Genomic DNA, 19,570 nt, shown 5'->3' on the forward strand with positions numbered 1-19,570 from the left:
TGAATAACAACGGTGTGTTGCGCCGCTGTGGCAGCGAGTTTCGTGGCACAGTGTGAGTGTGCCGTGCCGTATCCTCGGTGCGGTTCCCAAGTCGTGAGGATTGAGCGTGAGCAAGGCGATCAAGAGGACTGCAGCGGACTCCACCGACGCCGAGACCACCCGGGTCATCCGGACGGGGGCCTCCCGCGTGGATGCCGATGTCAACCCCACTGAGGTGATCAAGCCCAGTGATTCAGCGGATTCGGAGCGCACCAGCGTCATCGACGACAATGTTTTCCGTCCTGACTCCGAGACGACTCGTGTTGTGGACGATCGCGAGTTCGAGGAGGAGCGTCGCCGTCGCGAATTGGCCGAGCAGCGCGCCCGCGAGCGCGCCGACCGTCAGGCTATCGAGGCCGAGCGTCAGCGTCGTGCCGCCCATGCCGAGCCCGAGCCGGAGCAGGTTGCTGAACCGGCCCCCAAGCGCACCACCGACAAGGTCATGGCATCCCTGGGCCTGTTCTTGTTCCGCCTCATCGTAGGCGGGATTCTTGGGGTTCACGGATTCCAGCACCTCGCCCAGCGAGACCTCACATTGCGCGCGGTACAGGCTCTCCCACTACCCAGCGGATACGCCCAGTCCGGTGTGTGGGTGCTGGGCATCTGCGAGTGCATTGCCGCGGTGTGCATCATCCTTGGCCTGTTTACCCGCGTCGCGGGAGCCGGCATCATTGCGATTATGGTGTTGTCCTTGACTTTCATCTTCTGGGGCAGTTTTGCCATCTTCAAAACGATGGGCTTCAAGGGCGAGCTGGAGCTGCTGCTGGCTGCATGCGGCGTGCTGTTGTTGTTCCTGGGTGCCGGTGGCTGGTCCATTGACGCCGCCTACCGGCGTAGCCGCGCTGCTGCGAAGGCAGAGGAGGTCGGCGACTGAGCCGAATCGTAGCGGTAGCCTTCCGCGAATACGGTCAACTTTTTCACCTCGACGTCGGGACCCTCGACGTCGAGGTGGGTTCGTGGCTGCTATATCCCACCCCAGAAGGGCCACTGGTATGCCGGTGCGTATGGGGTCCTGAAGAGGTCGATCTCGACGGGAAGTTGCCGACGTGCCCTGGTAAGGCCGGCGATGCCGCTGTCGCCGCTGCAGCGCGCGATCGACGCACCCGAGCCGAGATCTTGCAGACCGTTCGGCGCACCATCGAGGATGTGGGAGTCGACATGGAAGTGTTGGCGATCGACCTCGTCGAATCCGGCGATGATCGTGCTATCGCGGTGTATTTCCGCGCCCCACACCGAGTGGAGTTTGCCACCATCGTTGGTCCCCTCGCTCGGCGGCTACGCGCCAGAATCGATTTGCGCCAGCTTCGTGGCCGCGATACCGCTAGGGTCGTTGGTGGTGTCGGGGTGTGCGGTCGTTCGCTGTGCTGTTCGACCTTCCTGCCTGAGCCGTCGTCGGTGCCGAATCGCCTTGTCAGCGAGCAGGGGATGGCCTCTAATCCCTTGGCGGTGACTGGGGCATGCGGCAAACTTATGTGCTGCCTGCGTTACGAGTCACCTTATTACGCTGACTTTGAGGCTGCCCTCGGAGAGGTCAGGGTCCCGGATGCTCCGAGATGTCCGCTAATGTCGACGTGTTCTCGCAGGCGGGACCAGGAGCGCAAGGACGCCTGACTCCAGGAGGGACTCAATGACACCACGCGTTTCGCGACGACGCATGTTTGTCTCGGCTTTGATGGCCAGTTCCCTATTCGCTGTCACCGCATGTACCTCTGCGGGGTCTAGGCCGCCCCAGTCGGCCTCGGTGAGTCGACAGTCTGCGTCGCATAAGCCGAGCGCCTCGCCTTCGGTGACTGCCTCGGTCGTACCAGCTCAGGATAAGGTTGACACCAATCCGCCGGTAGCCTCCTTTGACCCGAAGGCGCACGCTCTCATGGAAGGTCCGCAGAGCCCCGATCGGCAGGCGATGCACCGAGCTAGAGACAACAAACCCTTCAGTAAGGCTCCTGCTGGTAAGGGAACGAATCGGTACCTATCTCGCAAGATTTCGTGGCATGACTGCGGGACGTTCCAGTGTGCGGACATCCCGGTGCCGTTGGATTGGGATAACCCGGACGGTCCAGCAATTACCTTGGCGCTCAAGCGCAAACCGGCTGAGGGTGCCGCCAAGGCGACTCTTTTCATCAATCCCGGCGGTCCAGGTGGTTCCGGCCAGGACATGGTCAGCTCCTTCCAGTCGTCGGCCTTCCCCGACCATGACGTCATTGGGTGGGATCCGCGCGGTACGGGGGCGTCGACTCACGTCAATTGTGGCCCTGCGAAGACGATGGATGGCCTGTTCAGTCTGGACGCCTCCCCTGATGACGAGGCCGAATGGAATGAGCTTATCCGCGGTACCAGGGACTTTGCGCGCAGTTGTCGCGCGTACTCGGGGCAGCTGCTGGACCACGTTTCGACGATAGACACCGCTCGGGACCTCGACTATTTGAGGTATCTGGTGGGAAATAAGAAGCTTGATTATCTCGGTGTTTCATATGGCACTTTCCTCGGTGCCACCTATGCCGAGCTGTACCCAGGCCGCGTCGGACATATGGTGCTGGACTCGACGGTGAACATCACGAACCATGACACCGTCAGTCAGGCTGTTGGATTCGATCGAGCTTTCGGTGATTTCGCACAGTGGTGTGCCAATCGGGGAAACCGCTGCGCTTTGGGAACGAGCGAGGCTGAAGTTCGCAAGGCGACATTGAACTTTTTAGACCGTCTCGATGCTCATCCCATGAAGGTTGCGGGGCGAGAATTGACGCAGAGCCTGGCGGCCACCGGCATCGCCTTGTTCCTGTATTCGGGTAAGCAGGCCTACTCGTATCTGATCGCTGCCCTCGTCGGAGCCATGAAGGATGGCAATGGCGGCTATCTATTGACGGCTTCCGATTACCTCAACGGCCGTGGAAAAGACGGTCAATGGGAGACGATCGCTTCGGCTTTCCCCGCGATCTCGTGTCTCGACCAGGCCGATTTTGGCTTGAAGCACGCGCGTCAAGAGTGGCCTCAAGAGGTCGCCAAGGCCCCAACATTAGGTAAAGCTCTGGGGGTGGCACCGATCTGTGAGGTATGGACGGCTCGCCCGGCTCCCCAGCTGTACCTGACCGCTCGGGGAGCGGCGCCGATCCTCGTGCTGGGTGCCACCGGCGATCCTGCGACCCCTTACGAGCAGGCCACATGGATGGCTGGCCAGCTCAAGTCTGGCGTGCTGCTGACGTGGCGAGGTTCCGGCCACTCCGCGTGGGAATTGGGTAACCAATGCGTCAAGAAGGCTGTCGAGGGATATGTCAATGACGGAAAGATGCCCAAGGACAACACGGTGTGCTAGCCGTTACCTGCTGCGAGGGTAAACGTGCGCGGTTGTCGGGAGGTTTGGGAGACGCCGCTACCCTTGTTTTCGTGAGGAGGGATTGCTCATGACCTTGGGCCAGCGCCATGTCACCGGCATCGTGGTGCGTGCCGTGGGCCTTGCCCTGCTCGCGGGTATTTTGCTTGCGCTGGAGTGGGCATGGCGCACACATGCGTGGAACGATCTCAAGGCCGTGGACGGACGGTGTGTCCTCGTGGGTGCGAGAGTTGACGACGGGCGTGTCCCGACGGTGGGGTGCCATGAGAATGGCGCCCGGTACGTCAAAGATGTTGTTAAGCCTTCATCACAGTGTCCCGAGGGACTGACCCGGGTGTCGGTACGCCACGAGTTGAGCCACGACACCGGGTATGTCGGGGCCTTGTGCGTGCGTAATCCTTGATCACACACGCCCCCGCAAAACTCAGGAGCCCAGCTAGGACAGCATCGCTCGACGCAGCACATCCAGTGGCAGAGCTCCCATCCGCAGCGCTGTGGTGTGAAACTCCTTAAGGTCGAAGTTCGGATCCTTGGCCTTCGCAGCCTCCCTCAGCTCCAGCCAGGTGCGCTCGCCGAGCTTGTAGGAGGGGGCTTGTCCGGGCCACCCGAAGTAGCGGTTGACCTCATAGCGGGCCGAGCCCTCGTCCATCGAGACGTGGTTGTTGAAGAAGGCCCAGGCTTTGTCCCAATTCCATTCGCCGCCGCCCATTTCCTCGGGGGCCTCGAACTGGCAGTGCAGGCCGATGTCGAGTACGACGCGGGCGGCGCGCATGGACTGCCCGTCGAGCAAGCCCATGAAGTGGCCGGGATCGTCCATGTACCCCAAATCGGCCATCAGCCACTCGGCATAGAGGGCCCAGCCTTCCCCATAACCCGACGTCCAGTAGTTGCGGCGCCAGGAATTGAGTTCCTCGCGGGCCGCGATGGCCGACGAAGTCTGCAGGTGATGGCCGGGAGCGCCTTCGTGGTAGACGGTGGTGAGTTCTCGCCACGTGGTGAAGGTGTTGACGCCGTCGGGCACCGACCACCACATGCGGCCGGGACGGGAGGAGTCATCGGATGGAGGGGTGTAGTAGACGCCGCCGTCGTGGGTGGAAGCGATCATGCCCTCGATGTGCCTAGCCTGCTCGGGTACCTCGAAGTGAGTGCCGTCCAGGGAGGAGATCGCCTCGTCGGCGCGCTCCTGTATCCAGACTTTGAGGGCCGCAGTGCCGGTGATCTGGTAGGCGGGGTCGGCGTCGAGGACGGCCATGGCCTCCTTGATGCTCGCTCCCGGGCGGATGCGCTCAGCTGTCTCGCGCTGCATCTGTTCGATGCGGGCGAGCTCCTGCTTTCCCCATTCGTAAGTTTCAGTGAGGTCGACGGTGGTGCCGACGAATTGGCGGGAGGCCAGTCGATAGCGGTCGATGCCGACGGCGTCGGTTTCGGTGGCCAGTGGGGCAATCTCGGACGAGAGGGCCTCGGCGGTGCGACGGAAATTCCTCTTGGCCGCGTCGATACCTTCGGCGAGTGCGGTTGTCACAGCGTCGGGTAGGTCACGGGAGGCGGTTCGCTTGAGGTAGTCGTCGAAGAACCCGCCGTCGGAGGTCCATGCGGTGATCTGTTCGACGAGGAGGCCGACTTGGCGAATGGCCGGCGGGATTCCGGCGTCGATCGAGGCGCGTTGGGTTGCCAGCCAGCCGTCCAGGGCAGGGCCGGTGGCATGAAGACGACGCGCGACCGTCGACACCTGGTCGGGGGTCTCGGTGGGCATGGCGTCGTAGACTTCGCGGATCTCGTGGACTCCCGACGCGATGCCATTGAGAGAAAGGAGGTCGTACCCCCTGTCGTGACTTTCCGCGTCTAAACCCAGGCTGGAACGCATCGCGGCGGCCGTGATCCGGTCGGTATCGTCGGCGGGCATAGCCTGATCGAGCCGGTCGAGGGTGTCCATGGCGAGGCGGTATTGGGCGTCCAGGCCGGCGGGGGACAGGTCGTCGTATTCGTCCTGGTTAAGATCCAAACCGAGCGCCGTGGCGAGCGTAGGGCTGGACTGGACGAGGGCAGCCCAATAGTGGTCGGCAACCTCGTCGACCTCTGATCCCATCTGGTGGGTGGTGTGTGCATTGTCCGTGGTCACAGCGATGACGCTATACCGAGCCGCCGACGGGCGCGTGGCATGCGGTGTTCCAGCAAAAAGCGTGTTGGTTTCGTGAAGAGGTCATCGTGCCGGTATAGTTTTCGAGGCCTGCCGCAGCAGGCGTGCCAACTTAGCTCAGTCGGTAGAGCGACGCTCTCGTAAAGCGTAGGTCACGGGTTCGATTCCCGTAGTTGGCTCCACGTTCCCAGAGCATTGCTGACAAGGTACCGCAGTGGTCCGCTCAATCCCGATTTGCGACCGCTCGTCCCACGAGGTCAAACTTCGGATCGAACAGGGGCGACGCTCAGCTCGTCAGAGGCGCCAGGTACGATCAACTCACCACGATTCATCGATCACGGTCCGGCCATGAGTTCGGTCCGTCCAGCGGAATTGCAAGGGGACGCATGTACGACAGCATCATCATTGGCGCGGGTCTAGCCGGACTCACGGCTGCTGAAGAGCTCGCCTCCGCAGGACACTCGGTGGTGGTCCTGGAGGCCCGAGCCCGGGTAGGCGGCCGCTTAGAAAACGCTGAGTTATCCAACGGACAGGTCGTTGAACTGGGTGGCCAGTGGGTGGGAGAAGGGCATGAGGAACTTCGCTCCCTCCTCTCCTCACAAGGGTTAGAACTGGTTGATTCGACCGACGGCGACGTCGTTGTCAAGGCCAGGGGCAGGGTCTCTCACGTCACAAGTTTGTCCGAGCCGTCCGCTCATTCCCTCAGCCCCTTCGAATTGGCTGACCTCGGCCAGGGCCTGCTGAGGTTCCGTCGTCTGGCCGATCGTGTTGCTAATAACAAGGGCTGGGCGGCGGCTAATGCCACCTGGTTGAACCAGTCGTTGAGCCAATGGACAGCCTCGAATGTTCGTACCGAGGCCGGTCGTGGCTACATCACGAACCTCTTCCGTCAAGCCTTCGGTGTGTCTGCCAATGACACTCCTCTCTTCAACGGTCTGGCTAAGGCCAACGCCGGTGTGGACTTGGAATCCCTCGTCGCCGTCAACGGTGGCCTTAAGCAGCAGCGCGTTAAGGGCGGGGTTGCTCAGGTTACCCGCAACCTCGCTGAGCCTCTCGGTGACGATCTTAAACTCTCCAGCCCGGTCCGATCCGTTCATAGTGACGACGACGGCGTTACCGTCACCACTACTGATGGCACGCAGTATCAGGGACGTAGCGTCATCGTCACCGTGCCGCCGCGGCTACTTAAGGACATGACATTCGAGCCAGCGCTGCCTGCTGAGCGTCTCGAGATGGCCGACAAGGTGCCAGCTGGCAATGTCATCAAGGCCTACCTCGTTTACGACAGCCCATGGTGGCGCACCTCTGGTGCTTCCGGCCAGATGGGTGCTGACGAGGGCGCTGTCCGCGTCATTTTTGATACCTCTGACGACGAGACCGGCAAGGGAATCCTCATGGGCTTCTTCGAGGGCGCCGAGGCTTCCGGCTACGGGAAACTTTCGATCGGTCTGCGTCAACGTGCCTTTGAAGAGGTCGTCGAGTCGGCCTTCGGCAAGGCCCCCAGCTCGCCGATCGAGTACCTTGATCGCGACTGGCTCGCTGAGCCTTACACCGGCGGATGCCACGGAGCCCACTTCGCTCCCAGTTTGTGGACGACTACGGGGCCGATCCTTGCCGAGCCGCTGGGCCGGGTGCTCTTCGCGGGGGCTGAGTACGCCTCTTCTTTCAACGGTTATATGGAGGGCGCACTGCGCGCTGCTGCTCGCGCTGCTCAGGAGGTCCTCGACCTGCTCTGAGCCAAGACGATCAGCCACTGACTTCTGCGGCGAACCGTGCCACGAGGCCAGCGTCAGAGGGTTGTCATCGCGGCGACTCCCATCGCTGACTTCAGTCTGGGGGCGACGTCACCGGGAGGAGCCACAGAGATGCCTGAAGGTCGCGCCGAGGGGCTGTTGCGGAAGCGCTTGGTCGACGTTACTGATATGTGAAAAAGCAGGCCGCGGAGTGACGGTGGCGTTACGTCGATAGCGCCAAAGTGACGGGAGCTAGTGAGAGGATGCCATATTCTTGAGCAGCCACTCGTGGATGGAGATGAGAATGTTTTGTGCGCGATGCGGCACCCAGGTGGGTGCACACGATGCAGTCTGCCCACAATGCGGGCTGAATTTGCGTTTGCCTGGTGCCGTGCGCATGACTGACCCGGGTTCCTGTGACGAGACGCGGGTCCAGAGCCCGGTGAGTGAAGGGGCGACACCGACGCGGGAGATCCCACGGGTGCAAACGCCGTCGGAGCCAGTGGAGTGGCAGGATTCCATGCCGACCCAGCAGTGGCAGGTCCAGGACTCGACGCCAACTCAGCAGTGGACCACCAATAGTCAGTCGGGGCCGCAGCAACCTTCTCAAGGGCAATACCGAGATCTTGGGGCTTCCCAGATGCCCGACGATTGGTTCCGTGACCCGGAGGCTGAGCGCACCCGGGTGATGGCCGCGGTTCCTGAGAATCCCGTGTTCACCCCTCCGCCTCCGCCGTCGACGCCAGCTATGGCATATCCGCCGCCACCTTCGGGTGACTCTTCACGTCATCGCAAAGTATTGATTGGCTTAGTGGTGGGTTTGTTGGTGCTGGTTGTCCTGGGAGCTGTGCTGCTTTTTGCCGGCGGTCTCAAAGGGCGTTCGGGTAGTGAGCCTGCTGTGGTCGCGACCCCGTCGGCCAGCTCACAGCCCAAGCAGTCAGCCTCGGAGGATCCGCAGGCTACATCGATTGACACCACCCCGAGCTTCCTAATGTCCTCGCCTGCCTCGCCGAGTCCCGTTCCGTCGAGTCCAGCCTTGTCAACCCCAACTCCGTTGAGCCCGCAGTCTCCTACATTGAGCGCTCGTCAGGTGGCTGACAAACTGCCCGATGGAGACACCCTTTGTTCCTCGTCGGTTGGTGCCGTCGGTACGACATCGTGCCCATTCGCTCTTGAGGTGGCTAATGCCATACCGGCGGGTGCCCAGGGCGACTATGAGGTGCAGGCGTATAGCCCGGTGACGGGTAAGACATACACCATGAAGTGCGAGACGCAGGAGAGCTATACCACCTGTACGGGTGGCATCGCCGCGAAAGTTCATATTCTGCGCTGAGGGCTCGGACCCTGAAATCACATCGGTCGCTGAACCCCGACGAGCCTCACCTTGTCGAAATATTCATCCTTGAGATCAGCCCACGTGCCGTCGACCTCTACCTCGGTGAGGGTCGCGGGCGGGTACCAACAGCCGACCTCGTTCTCGGCTCCACTCATGGCGGCAAGTTGCGCTGCCAGTCCGGGGATTGTCGGGGCATGGGCGATGATGAGCAGGTTATCCACATCGTCGTCGATTTCTCCGATGCGCTGACGCACGGTATCAGTGCCGCAGTAATAGAGGGCTCGCATGAATTCGACCGGACAATCCAGTTGGAGGCAGTCCCAGGTCTGGCGGGTGCGTAGGGCATCGGAGACCAGAGCATGTCCAACATTGCGCAGTCCTAAACGCGTGCCGACCTCACGGGCCTGACGGCGCCCCACGTCGGTGAGCGGACGCTCCCGATCCCCGCCCGGAGCATGGGATGCGGGCTGTGCATGTCTCATGAGGAACAGAGTGTGCATGGATCCATCGTTGCACTTCGCGGTCGCCGCGGTTCTACGATGTTGGCATGCCGTTGACGGATTTGGGCATTGATGAGGCGCGTACCTACCGCCCGAACGTCCCTGAACCCGATGGTTTCGACTCTTTTTGGGCCGAGACCCTCGATGAGTATTCCGGCGTTCCCCAAGATCTGACGGCGGTGCCTTTCGATAACCGTCAGGCTCTGATAGATACCTGGGATTTGTCGTGGGCGGGGTATCACAACTCTCGGGTGAGCGGGTGGTTACATGCCCCAGCCGCTGTGAACGGTCCATTACCCCTTGTCATCGAGTATCTCGGGTACTCGAGTTCGCGTGGTGTGCCGATTGGATCAGTCTTCGCTGCTGCTGGCTATGCACATATCGTCGTCGATCCACGTGGTCAGGGGTGGGGCCACCCAACCTTGACGGAAAACTGTCCGGATGTCCACGACGGGTCAGGCGCCCCCGGGTTTATGACCCAGTCTCTTTCCGACCCCCACGGTCACTATTACCGTCGGCTCTTCACTGACGCTTTCCGTTGCCTCCAGGCTGCCCGAGAGATGGAGCTGGTCGATCCCACCAGAATCGCCGTTCTCGGTCATTCCCAGGGTGGTGGTCAGGCCATTGCGGTGTGCGCGCTGGCGGCGATGCGCGGTATCAAGCTGGCTGGGGCCTTCGTCGACGTGCCGTTCCTGTGCCATATCAGGCGCAGTTGCGATATTGCCACGGATGGTCCATACCTGGAAGTCGTTCGTTACCTGGCTGCCCACCCGTCACTGTGCGGCCGTGCTTTCCAGACTCTCGGGTATTTCGACGGCCTGCATTTCGCCCGTCGGGCCCGAACTTCTACCTGGTTTTCAGTCGCGATGATGGACCAAGCGGTACCACCGTCGTCAGTGTGGGCGGCATACAACGCTTGGGGCGACGGCATGGTTGCTGATAAGCACATTGCCGTCTACCCCTTTGCCGGTCACGCGGCTGGGGAGGACGTCCAGCGCTGGAATCAGCTCGGAGTGCTGGCCCAGCTGTTTTCGTGACGAGCCAAGGTCAGTTCACGGTTTGACGGCGACGATGAGGTCGCGGTGTATCGAGGAATCGACGCGGTGGCTGAACTGATGCCACAGGTCGTCGTCAAGGGGCGTGAGACCAGCGGCAGACAGAATCGTCACGAGGTGTTCTCGAGACAAACCCAGGGTGTTCCACGACATACCTAGCGCGCCGCCGTGACGCAGCTGACCGGCCCATACCGGGATGGCCTCGCGCAACAGGTCAGTAGGGGAACGACGTCGAGATGCTCCGCTGTGGGAGCCATGCACTACACCGTAGGGGGCGTCGGTGACGACAGCATCGAAGGTCTTGCGTCCCCACAGCACTGCCGAATCAGCGGCGTCACCAGTGAAAACGCCCATGGCCAAAGGTTCGGTTTTTGGCAGGCTTACCTCAGCGTCAAACCGCTTGCCAAGCGAGCGGCCGTCACGTCGCACTGGATGGGTGCCGCAGCTGTGCTTGAGGTGTTTGCGACGCAGCCATGTCGTGACGTGAGCAGCGAGCGCCTCGACGGCCTTGGCATCCTGCTCGACACCGAAGCCGTTATGCCCGGCCCTCCAGGCGCATTCCAGAGTGGTGCCGCGCCCGGCCAGCGGGTCGAGGATAGCTAGCCGCTGGCCCTCATCACGACGGGTTGCGCAGCGGCCCTCCAGACTGGCGAGAGTGAGGTTGAGCAGTAGACGGGTGAACTGTTCGTTGGTCTTGCCTCGGTACTTCGGGATGGTGACAAGGTCCTCGTCTACGACGTCAACTTGCGGCAACTCGAGGGGAGCCAGCAGATCGCCACGGTATTCGAAACAGGCCAGAGCCGCCGAGGATCGCGCCACCGCCGCCAGATCTGCTGGCGGGAGGGGATCCTCGCTGTGAATCGACAGGTACTCGACCCCGGCCACGGTCACCGGGGCAACTGACGTGGCGTTGGGACAGGTGAGAGACAACTCGGCGGCGCACAGTCGTCCCGCCTGCCCGGCGTAGACGTGGTTTGCTGCAGGGGCGAGCAGAACGAGGGATTCGGACATGGGTGACATTGTGTCATGAACAGCATTCGGCATCCGCGGTGATGCGGGTGTCGAATGCTGACGTCATGACTCGCGGCCTGGAATTGGGGCGGTGCCGGGGTGCGAGTGGATCAGGCGGTGTGCAGGTTCTCGTAGGAGGTGCCCTTGGCGCGCTCGAAGGAAGCCTTGATCTCGGCCTCAGCCTCGTCGCGATCGGTCCAAGTGGCTCCTTCGACCGACTTTCCGGGCTCCAGGTCTTTGTAGACAGTAAAGAAGTGCTCGATTTCCATGAGGGTCATGCTGCCGACATCGTCAAGGTCGATGAGGCCGGCGCGGCGGGGGTCATCGGCAGGCACGCACAGCACCTTGTCGTCGCCACCCATCTCGTCTTGCATCTGGAACATAGCCAGTGCGCGGCACTCGATGAGGCAGCCGGGGAATGTGGGCTCAGTCAGCAGGACAAGGGCGTCAAGCGGGTCGCCGTCCTCGCCGAGGGTGCCCTCGATGTATCCGTAGTCATACGGGTACTGCGTAGAGGTGAACAAGGTGCGGTCGAGACGGATGCGACCGGTCTCATGGTCCATCTCGTACTTATTCTTGTTGCCACGTGGAATCTCGATCGTCACATCGAAGTGCAAGCTCTCAGGCTGTTCTCCCTGGAATGGATTGGTGAAATCGTCGGTCACGAGGGGCCCCTCTTCTTGTATTGGACACGGTGATGATCGACACTGTATCCGTTTGCAGGAGGGATTTTCGTGCCACACTCAGATCAACCTACGTCGAAGCGAGTTATGTCGGCGCCACGACGGCGCATGCCGGGATGGGTACCCGTTACTGTCGGCATCGCAGTGGTCGTCATTGTTGTTGTTGCGGTTATCGTCAGTTCGCTGCGGAGCGGGTCACCTGCGCGCTGGACCGGAGGAGGAATCCTTCCTCATCGCCACGACAACACCGCCCAAGCGGTGCAGCCGGGACGAGGGGTTGTCGCGGCAGTGGCACCGACGACGCCGTCGGCCAAGCCAGTCGCTGCCACGATCGCCAATCGCGTCAAGTCTGCAGGCGCAGCCCCTGGCGTACTGGGCGCTGACATTATGGATGCAGCGACCGGCGAGACCCTCTACCAGTCGGGTCAGAATTCCCTCCTGACTCCAGCTTCCAATCTCAAAGTGCTTACTGCGATTGCGCTGTTGGATTGCACCGACGCCGGGCATCGTTACACGACGAAGGTTGTCGCCAATGGGTCCGCACTGACTTTGGTCGGTGGTGGAGACCCCTACCTGCGTTCGAAGTCTTCGGCCCAGCACCCCGAGTATCCGTCGATGGAAGAACTTGCCAAGCGTACGGCGGCGGCTCTCAAGAAGGCGGGGACGACGAAGGTCACCGTCAACTTCGACGACACCCTGTTTACTGGACCGGATTGGAACGGGGCCTGGCCGGTCGACAACTACTCCGACGAGGTCACTCCAATTACGTCATTGTGGGTCGACGAGGGAATGATCAACAACAGCCCATGGAATCGCAGTAAGACGCCAGCCGTACTTGCTACCAACGCTTTCATCGGCTCGCTTCGTAGCGCCGGGATAACGGTAAATGGTTCGGTTTCTCGTCACAAGGCTGACAGGTCTGCCAGGGAGATTGCGGCGGTGCAGTCGGTCCCGGTGGAGGACCTTGTTACCCGCACCCTGGAGGAGTCAGACAACTCTGCCGCTGAGGTCTTGAGCCGGCAGATGGCTCTTGCTAGTGGCAAGCCGGGATCCTTTGCTGGTGGTACCCAAGCCCTCGAGGAGCACCTCAAGAACATAGGTGCCTGGCAGGACGGTGCGGTGATCCAGGACGGATCGGGATTGTCCCAGGGCAATCGGATCACCGCGTCGATGCTTTCGCGTGCCTGGCGCAAAGTATTGACGACCCCGAAGCTGCAGCCGGTGGCGAATGCGGTACCAGTGGGTCGGGTCTCTGGGACCCTTCATAAACGATTTTCCGATCCGAGCACGGCAGCCGGACGCGGTGTCGTTCACGCCAAAACGGGCAGTCTGCAAGGAGTCATCTCAATGTCGGGGTGGCTGCGTGACGCTGACGGGCGAATTTTGGTGGCTTCCTTCATCATCAATCAGACTGACGGCAGTGCCCGGTCGTGGCTCGACGTCGTTTACGGCAACCTGGCCGGGTGCGGCTGCACCCGCTGATGGCACGACGGGAATTAGGGCCAGCGGCCCTGGCAGTCGCCCAGGCCGTCGAGCGGATGGTGCGAGGGGTTGATCGGTTCGTCGTCGGGTGCTCGGGCGGTCCGGACTCGCTGGCCTTGGCTTTGGCCTCAAAGTGGGCCTCGCGGCGGTGCGAATCTGGCGTGAGGGTCGTCATTGTCGACCATCAATTGCAGCAGGGGTCCGACGAAGTGGCCGAGCGGACCCGGGACTTGCTGGTGCGACGCGGCATGGATGCATGTGTGCGTCGCGTCGACGTTGACGCTGATGACCCCGATGGCCCCGAGGCGGCGGCGCGGACTGCTCGTCGGGCAGCACTGCTCGACGTCGCTGGGGATGAGCCGGTGTTGCTCGGGCACACCCGGGACGATCAGGCCGAGCAGGTGTTGCTTTCTCTGGCCAGGGGCTCCGGGGCGACGTCGCTGGCAGGTATTCGGCCGCGTTCCGGTCAGTTTTGGCATCCGCTGCTAGAGGTGCGACGGGCTCAGACGGTGCAGGCGTGCCGGGAGTGGGAGGTTGAGCCGTGGCAGGACCCTCACAATGGTGATCCACGGTTCCTGCGCTCTCGGGTGCGCACTGAGCTCATGCCGGTTATGGAGGAGGTGCTGGGCCCAGAGGTGGCGGCATCCCTGGCTCGCAGCGCGACCTTGCTGGCAGGGGAAGATGAGGTCGTCGCCCGGGTTGCGCGGATGTGGGCGGATGAGCACGGGGTGAAGGCCAATGAATTGCCCGGTTTGCGTGGGGTTGAGGTCGGCCTGGCGCGCCGCGTCGTCAAGGAGTGGCTGCCGCAGGCGAGGATGGTGCACGTCGATGCCGTTTTGGGCTTGCTCGACGGGCCTGGTGGTGCAGGGGTGGACGTCCCGGGCGGACGCGTCGAGATGAGACAGGGGACTCTGTATCTAGCCCGGCGCCTGTGATGGGACATAAGTCGGTAGGCTGATGGTGTGCGAGCTTCTGACATTCCTGGAGATTTCGACCACGTTCTGTACACCGAGGAGCAGGTGGCCTCCCGTATTCGCGAGGTTGCTGCCCAAATTGACGCTGACTACGCCGGGCGAGAGATCCTTATGGTTGGCGTGCTCAATGGGGCCGTGATGACGATGGCGGATCTATGTCGCGCGATGACCTCCCATATGTCCATGGACTGGATGGCTGTGTCGTCCTATGGGGCTGGGACAAAGTCCAGCGGCGTGGTGCGCATCCTCAAGGACCTCACCAAGGACATCGATGGTCGTGACATTCTCATTGTTGAGGACATCATTGACACCGGGTTGACGCTGAGCTATTTGGTGCAGAACTTGCGTAGCCGCAACCCAAACTCGATTGAGATCATGGCGATGTTCCGCAAGCCCGAGGTTGTTACCTGCCCGCTGGATGTCAAATATGTCGGTTTCGACATCCCAAACGAGTTTGTCGTCGGATATGGCCTTGACTACGCCGATAAGTACCGCAACCTCACGGATGTGGCGACGCTGGCACCGCACGTCTACAAATCCTGAGGATGCGATCCCAAGTCGTGACGCCGTGCCAGTGAACTATTTCTGTTCTGAGCTGTCCGCGGAACGTAGCAAGGGCCGGTTGTTGTCATGCGCTGGTATCGTGACGCTCTGAGTTCCACCCATCATGCCTCTAGGTAGTCTATGAAAAACGCGTCCCGCATCTTCAAAGGTCCTCTGATCTGGATCCTGTTGTGCATCGGCTTGATCATTGTGTTCTTACAGTTTGCCGGATCGGGGAACGGGTATAAGGACATCCCGACTTCTGAGGCTGTCAGCATCATCAACAGCTCCAAGAAGCTGGATAGCGTCACGCTGACTGACGGCGACCAGGTCATCAAGATCACTGAGAACGAGAACAAGAAGTATCGCTCGTACTGGGTTGGCAACCAGTCCGATCAGCTCGTTGACAGGCTCAACGACCGAGTTAAAGCGAAGACGCTGAAGTCGTGGCAGGGTGAGAACCCCGGGCAGAGCATCTGGAAGGCTCTGCTCATCAACTTCTTGCCCTTTGTCATCATCCTGCTGTTTTTCTTGTGGGCCATGAACGCGGCACAGGGCATGGGTGGCCGCGGTGGCGTCATGGGATTTGGTAAGTCCAAGGCCAAGGTGGGTAGCAAAGACACCCCCAAATCGACCTTTGCCGACGTCGCTGGCTGCCAGGAGGCGATCGACGAGCTGCAGGAGATCCGCGAATTCCTCGCCGAGCCGGCGAAGTTCCAGCGGGTGGGTGCGAAGATTCCTAAGGGCGTGCTGCTGTATGGCCCGCCTGGTACTGGTAAAACCCTCCTGGCTCGTGCGGTAGCCGGTGAGGCTGGGGTGCCGTTCTTCTCTATCTCAGGTTCGGATTTCGTCGAGATGTTCGTCGGCGTCGGTGCCTCCCGAGTGCGCGACCTCTTTGAGCAGGCCAAGGAGGCCGCCCCGGCCATCATCTTCATTGATGAGATTGACGCTGTTGGTCGTCATCGTGGTGCCGGTATGGGCGGTGGCCACGACGAGCGTGAGCAGACCTTGAACCAGTTGCTCGTTGAGATGGACGGCTTCGACGTCCATGGCGGCGTCATTCTGATCGCGGCGACGAACCGCCCCGACGTTCTTGACCCGGCTCTGCTACGTCCTGGGCGTTTCGACCGTCAGATCGCAGTGGAGGCTCCGGATCTCGATGGCCGTCTCAAGATTCTCAAGGTTCACGCTCACGGTAAGCCCATGGCCGACGATGTCGACTTGGCGTCGATTGCCCGTCGTACCCCTGGCATGACGGGTGCTGACCTGGCTAACGTCCTCAACGAGGCCGCTTTGCTGACGGCTCGTGCCAACCTGCCGGTGATTGGTAACTCTGAGCTGGACGAAGCTATCGATCGCGTTATTGCTGGACCGCAGAAGAAGACTCGGCTCATGAACGAGCATGAGCGTTTGGTGACCGCTTACCATGAAGGTGGTCACGCTCTGGTGGCCGCGGCCATGCCGGGTACTGACCCGGTGCAGAAGATCACGATCTTGCCGCGTGGTCGGGCGCTGGGCTACACGATGGTCATGCCTGACTCCGACAAGTACTCCCAGACGCGCAGTGAGCTGCTGGACTCGATGGCGTACATGATGGGTGGTCGTGCGGCCGAGGAACTCATCTTTCACGATCCGTCGACGGGTGCCTCCAATGACATTGAGAAGGCCACCAAGGTGGCTCGCGCTCTTGTTACCCAGTATGGCCTGTCGGCTCGCGTCGGCACCGTTCAGCTGGGGTCCGGGGACACTGAGCCTTTCCTCGGCATGACTGCCGGACAGCAGCGTGACTACTCTGACGAGACTGCCAAGATTATTGACGACGAGGTGCGGGAACTTCTCGAGAATGCCCACCAGGAAGCCTTCGATTGCTTGGACGCTAACCGCGAGGTGCTTGACGAGTTGGTGCGTCAGCTTTTCGCACGGGAGACGCTGAGCAAGGCTGAGGTAGCCGATATTTTCAAGCCGCTCAAGCGTTGGCCTGAGCGCGGTGCCTTCACTGGTTCGGACAAGCGTGTCCCCTCGTCTATCCCGCCGGTCAAACCGCCGCAGATCGCTGGCGTGGACGAGGATGCTCCGGAGGTTGGTGCTCCTCGTCGTGGCGTCATCGCCCCGCCGACTCCTGAACCGGGTGGGGATCTACCGGGCGATAATCCTGGTAAGTGGGAACCCCCCTCCGATTGGCAGCCGCCAAGTGTTGGGGGAGGTAAGTCACCCGAGCCGCCAAGCCCGACGCATCCGGGGGAGGGCCCGCAACCTCCGTCAAACGGTAACCCTTGGGGTCCGCCAAGGTCCTGATTATCAACGGCCTGCCGCACATATCGCGGCAGGCCGTCGTTCTAGGCTGTCCGCTGTGAGTTCCATGAAATTGTCCGTTGATCGCGAGCGAGCCGCGGCAGCTATCCGCGAGTTTCTTCTGGCGGTCGGCGAGGATCCCGATCGGGAAGGCCTGCGCGATACTCCAATGCGAGTGGCCCAGGCGGCCGAGGAGCTATTTGGCGGATTGAGCCAAGATCCGGGGGAGTTGCTGGCAACGACCTTCGACATCTCCCACGACGAGATGGTGTTGGTGCGTGATATTGAGTTGCAGTCGATGTGTGAGCACCATCTGCTGCCCTTCATCGGGGTAGCGCACGTCGGTTATATTCCGGCTAGGGACGGCCGGGTGACGGGGTTGAGTAAGATCGCGAGGTTGGTGGAGGTCTATGCGCGTCGACCCCAGGTACAGGAGAGGTTGACGACCCAGGTGGCCGACGCCTTGGTAGAACATTTGGACGCTCGTGGCGTGATCGTGGTTGTTGAGGCCGAGCACATGTGCATGACGACGAGGGGGGTCCGCAAGCCGGGGGCCCGGACGGTGACCTCCGCGGTGCGCGGGATTCTGCGCAACCCAGCGACGCGGGCCGAGGCGATGGGGCTGATCACGGCTGGACGTTGACCATTTCAATGGGCCCTTACCTGGGCCCTGGGGCCTAACGTTTGAAGCTTTGACTTCCCTAGCATGGTAACAGTGTTCAGTGCTGTGGGCGGACCGGCTGCCGCGACGGTGGGTGTGATGACCGGGTTGGCTGAAGGGACACTTATCCTGGCTTTCGTCACACCGAGGCGTTATCGGCGCGGCGACGAGGCCGACCTTCCGGTGCGCAGCCGGTGGTGGGTACCCGTCTGGACGGTTTTCGGACGTTCGCCGGGTGCGGGCTTTCTCGTCTTCGTTGTGTTTTTCGCGCTGGCCCTCATCAGTGGAGGCGGCGGCATCGGCATGGGCGATGTCAAGCGGGCGGTGTTTATCGGCCTCATGGGCTGACGCCGACGCCGTTGTCGGGTCCGGTTGTGAGTACTACGTCGACTCCTGGTGATGCCGGTGATCCGGCTCCTGTGCCCATCGAGCCGACTTCTGGTCACATGCGGTGCGGTGATGTATTCGTGTTCCGTTAGGGTTTTGGCTGCAGCTTTGCGCTTAGTTATTAGTGTTCTCTAGTCAGGTGAGCCCTGGTTGTGGCTCGTGGGGCTTTGTTTGTGTGTGGGATTGGGTAGGTGTTGTGGGAATGTGGAATTGGAAGATGAGGGCGGCAGGTTTTATTGGTGGGCTTGCTGTGGTGTTTGGTTTTGTGGCGTTACCGGCGCACTCTGATGAGAGTGTCACTGTGCCGGTGCCTCTGGTTGATGCGGTGGCGGTGAGCCATTATGAGTCGGCCAAGCGGCAGAAGGAGAAGCCGGGGTCGGTGATTTTAGCGCTGCACGCCGTGCGGCGTCTTCCGTATGCCACGGTGGTGTACTACTCGGTGTCGGTGGACGCTTCGGTGTCTGGCCCGCTTGAGGACTACGGGTACCTCGTCGGACGTGGCGGTGCTCAGGCACACTACAGCGGAACCCTCAGTGCCGATGGTGCCGTTATCGATGTGGGGAATCATAAGCTGTATCGCACGATTGGTGACTTCCAGGGTTGCAAGATGTGCGCTAGCGAGTGGTGGAATGGTGCACCGATATGGGAAATGGCTCCTGGGCATTCCCGGCTTGGTTGGTTTAGTACTCCGCCGTTGCCTGCTGATGTGTCGCGGGTTGATGTCACGGTTGCTAATCGTATTTTTCATGATGTGCCGGTGGGTGATGGGTTGTTGGGTCCCACTATTGATAAAGAGGCGGCGACGGGTCGCTGGAATAAGGGTATGCCGTTGGGTGTGGCTTGGCCGGCACTGGATCCGAAGGATCTGGCTGGTGTCGATGTGTCGAAGTTCGTGAATGCGTTGGTGACTACGACTGGTGATGCTTCCGATGCTAGTCGTGAGCGGGTGACTAAGGAATCCATGAAGATTGATTTGGATGCCAGTGTGCTTTTTGATCTGGACTCTGATGTGGTTAAGCCGGCTGGTCGTCAGATCATTGACCGGACCGCTAAGCAACTTGTTGCTCGCAAGGTGTCGGGGAAGATTGAGGTGACTGGCTATACCGATAGTAGCGGTTCTGCTTCTCATAATCTGGATCTTTCGCGTCGGCGGGCTGCGTCGGTGGCCAAGGTCCTCGGATCGCAGCTATCCAAAGGGATCACCTTGGTTACAGCGGGTAAGGGGGAGGCTGATCCAGTGACCAGTAATGATTCGGAGGCTGGGCGCCGTTTGAACCGTCGGGTCACGATTACTGTCAAGGAGGGATGATGAAGGGTCGTCCGGTTTTCGTTGGCTGTGTGGCTGTGTTGGTTTTGACGGCTTGTGGTGGTGCTGGTGTGTCTGCTGGGTCGCATCCTCATACTGCTGT

General features: G+C 61.2%; 18 protein-coding genes and 1 tRNA gene. 15 read left to right on the top strand and 4 right to left on the bottom strand.

Going from position 1 to position 19,570, the window contains the following annotated elements; all coding sequences use genetic code 11:
- Positions 1 to 106: 106 nt before the first annotated feature.
- The 4 genes from CPA42_RS01405 (at position 107) to CPA42_RS01420 (ending at position 3,770) form a co-directional block, all read left to right on the top strand.
- Positions 107 to 913: a DoxX family protein gene (locus CPA42_RS01405; RefSeq protein WP_002517148.1), complete on the top strand. Its 807-nt coding sequence runs from the start codon at positions 107 to 109 to the stop codon at positions 911 to 913.
- A gap of 74 nt (positions 914 to 987) precedes the next feature.
- Complete coding sequence (ricT, locus tag CPA42_RS01410) at positions 988 to 1,650, top strand: regulatory iron-sulfur-containing complex subunit RicT (protein ID WP_002517114.1); 663 nt, start codon at positions 988 to 990, stop codon at positions 1,648 to 1,650.
- Between the two features lie 259 nt (positions 1,651 to 1,909).
- On the top strand, positions 1,910 to 3,349 hold the full coding sequence (locus CPA42_RS01415) for an alpha/beta hydrolase (protein ID WP_002518693.1): 1,440 nt from the start codon (positions 1,910 to 1,912) through the stop codon (positions 3,347 to 3,349).
- Positions 3,350 to 3,437: 88 nt separating this feature from the next.
- Positions 3,438 to 3,770, top strand: coding sequence for a hypothetical protein (locus CPA42_RS01420; RefSeq protein ID WP_002517108.1), 333 nt, complete (start codon positions 3,438 to 3,440; stop codon positions 3,768 to 3,770).
- A gap of 33 nt (positions 3,771 to 3,803) precedes the next feature.
- On the opposite strand, the gene CPA42_RS01425 is transcribed toward CPA42_RS01420, so the two are convergent.
- Positions 3,804 to 5,453, bottom strand: coding sequence for a DUF885 domain-containing protein (locus tag CPA42_RS01425; RefSeq protein WP_002525216.1), 1,650 nt, complete (start codon positions 5,451 to 5,453; stop codon positions 3,804 to 3,806).
- Positions 5,454 to 5,610: 157 nt separating this feature from the next.
- Here CPA42_RS01425 and CPA42_RS01430 point away from each other — a divergent pair.
- The 3 genes from CPA42_RS01430 to CPA42_RS01440 all read left to right on the top strand — a co-directional run bounded on the left by CPA42_RS01430 (position 5,611) and on the right by CPA42_RS01440 (position 8,570).
- Positions 5,611 to 5,686 (top strand) — tRNA-Thr (locus tag CPA42_RS01430).
- 204 nt (positions 5,687 to 5,890) lie between these two features.
- Positions 5,891 to 7,240 carry a flavin monoamine oxidase family protein gene (locus tag CPA42_RS01435; RefSeq protein WP_002517091.1) on the top strand — a complete coding sequence of 450 codons (1,350 nt, stop codon included), beginning with the start codon at positions 5,891 to 5,893 and terminating at the stop codon, positions 7,238 to 7,240.
- Between the two features lie 394 nt (positions 7,241 to 7,634).
- Complete coding sequence (locus CPA42_RS01440) at positions 7,635 to 8,570, top strand: hypothetical protein (RefSeq protein ID WP_002518696.1); 936 nt, start codon at positions 7,635 to 7,637, stop codon at positions 8,568 to 8,570.
- Between the two features lie 17 nt (positions 8,571 to 8,587).
- Here the strand turns inward: CPA42_RS01440 and CPA42_RS01445 are convergent, their stop codons facing one another.
- Positions 8,588 to 9,073, bottom strand: a complete 486-nt coding sequence (locus CPA42_RS01445) for a SixA phosphatase family protein (RefSeq protein ID WP_002517204.1) — start codon at positions 9,071 to 9,073, stop codon at positions 8,588 to 8,590.
- 47 nt (positions 9,074 to 9,120) lie between these two features.
- On the opposite strand from CPA42_RS01445, the gene CPA42_RS01450 reads away from it, so the two are divergent.
- Positions 9,121 to 10,110: an acetylxylan esterase gene (locus CPA42_RS01450; protein ID WP_002517235.1), complete on the top strand. Its 990-nt coding sequence runs from the start codon at positions 9,121 to 9,123 to the stop codon at positions 10,108 to 10,110.
- Positions 10,111 to 10,125: 15 nt separating this feature from the next.
- Here the strand turns inward: CPA42_RS01450 and CPA42_RS01455 are convergent, their stop codons facing one another.
- Together CPA42_RS01455 and CPA42_RS01460 are read right to left on the bottom strand one after the other, a co-directional pair.
- On the bottom strand, positions 10,126 to 11,139 hold the full coding sequence (locus tag CPA42_RS01455; protein ID WP_002517045.1) for a TRM11 family SAM-dependent methyltransferase: 1,014 nt from the start codon (positions 11,137 to 11,139) through the stop codon (positions 10,126 to 10,128).
- A gap of 110 nt (positions 11,140 to 11,249) precedes the next feature.
- The gene (locus CPA42_RS01460) at positions 11,250 to 11,804 is read right to left on the bottom strand and encodes an inorganic diphosphatase (RefSeq protein WP_002512977.1); all 555 of its coding nucleotides are present in this window, start codon (positions 11,802 to 11,804) and stop codon (positions 11,250 to 11,252) included.
- Positions 11,805 to 11,930: 126 nt separating this feature from the next.
- Between CPA42_RS01460 and dacB the strand changes: the two genes are divergently transcribed.
- The 7 genes from dacB to CPA42_RS01495 all read left to right on the top strand — a co-directional run bounded on the left by dacB (position 11,931) and on the right by CPA42_RS01495 (position 19,470).
- Positions 11,931 to 13,304 carry a D-alanyl-D-alanine carboxypeptidase/D-alanyl-D-alanine endopeptidase gene (gene dacB, locus CPA42_RS01465; RefSeq protein WP_002517077.1) on the top strand — a complete coding sequence of 458 codons (1,374 nt, stop codon included), beginning with the start codon at positions 11,931 to 11,933 and terminating at the stop codon, positions 13,302 to 13,304.
- Entirely contained in the window at positions 13,304 to 14,239 is a 936-nt protein-coding gene (gene tilS / locus CPA42_RS01470) for a tRNA lysidine(34) synthetase TilS (protein ID WP_002518698.1), read from the top strand. The genes dacB and tilS overlap by 1 nt, the downstream gene beginning before the upstream one ends.
- A 27-nt stretch (positions 14,240 to 14,266) precedes the next feature.
- On the top strand, positions 14,267 to 14,821 hold the full coding sequence (hpt, locus tag CPA42_RS01475) for a hypoxanthine phosphoribosyltransferase (protein ID WP_002517062.1): 555 nt from the start codon (positions 14,267 to 14,269) through the stop codon (positions 14,819 to 14,821).
- Between the two features lie 141 nt (positions 14,822 to 14,962).
- Positions 14,963 to 17,116: an ATP-dependent zinc metalloprotease FtsH gene (gene ftsH / locus CPA42_RS01480; protein ID WP_002518699.1), complete on the top strand. Its 2,154-nt coding sequence runs from the start codon at positions 14,963 to 14,965 to the stop codon at positions 17,114 to 17,116.
- 64 nt (positions 17,117 to 17,180) lie between these two features.
- Positions 17,181 to 17,756: a GTP cyclohydrolase I FolE gene (folE, locus tag CPA42_RS01485; RefSeq protein ID WP_002517093.1), complete on the top strand. Its 576-nt coding sequence runs from the start codon at positions 17,181 to 17,183 to the stop codon at positions 17,754 to 17,756.
- Between the two features lie 63 nt (positions 17,757 to 17,819).
- On the top strand, positions 17,820 to 18,122 hold the full coding sequence (locus CPA42_RS01490; RefSeq protein ID WP_002517194.1) for a hypothetical protein: 303 nt from the start codon (positions 17,820 to 17,822) through the stop codon (positions 18,120 to 18,122).
- A gap of 241 nt (positions 18,123 to 18,363) precedes the next feature.
- Complete coding sequence (locus tag CPA42_RS01495) at positions 18,364 to 19,470, top strand: OmpA family protein (protein ID WP_002517089.1); 1,107 nt, start codon at positions 18,364 to 18,366, stop codon at positions 19,468 to 19,470.
- Positions 19,471 to 19,570 lie beyond the last annotated feature (100 nt).

This window comes from Cutibacterium acnes, from assembly GCF_003030305.1.
GTDB lineage: Bacteria > Actinomycetota > Actinomycetes > Propionibacteriales > Propionibacteriaceae > Cutibacterium > Cutibacterium acnes.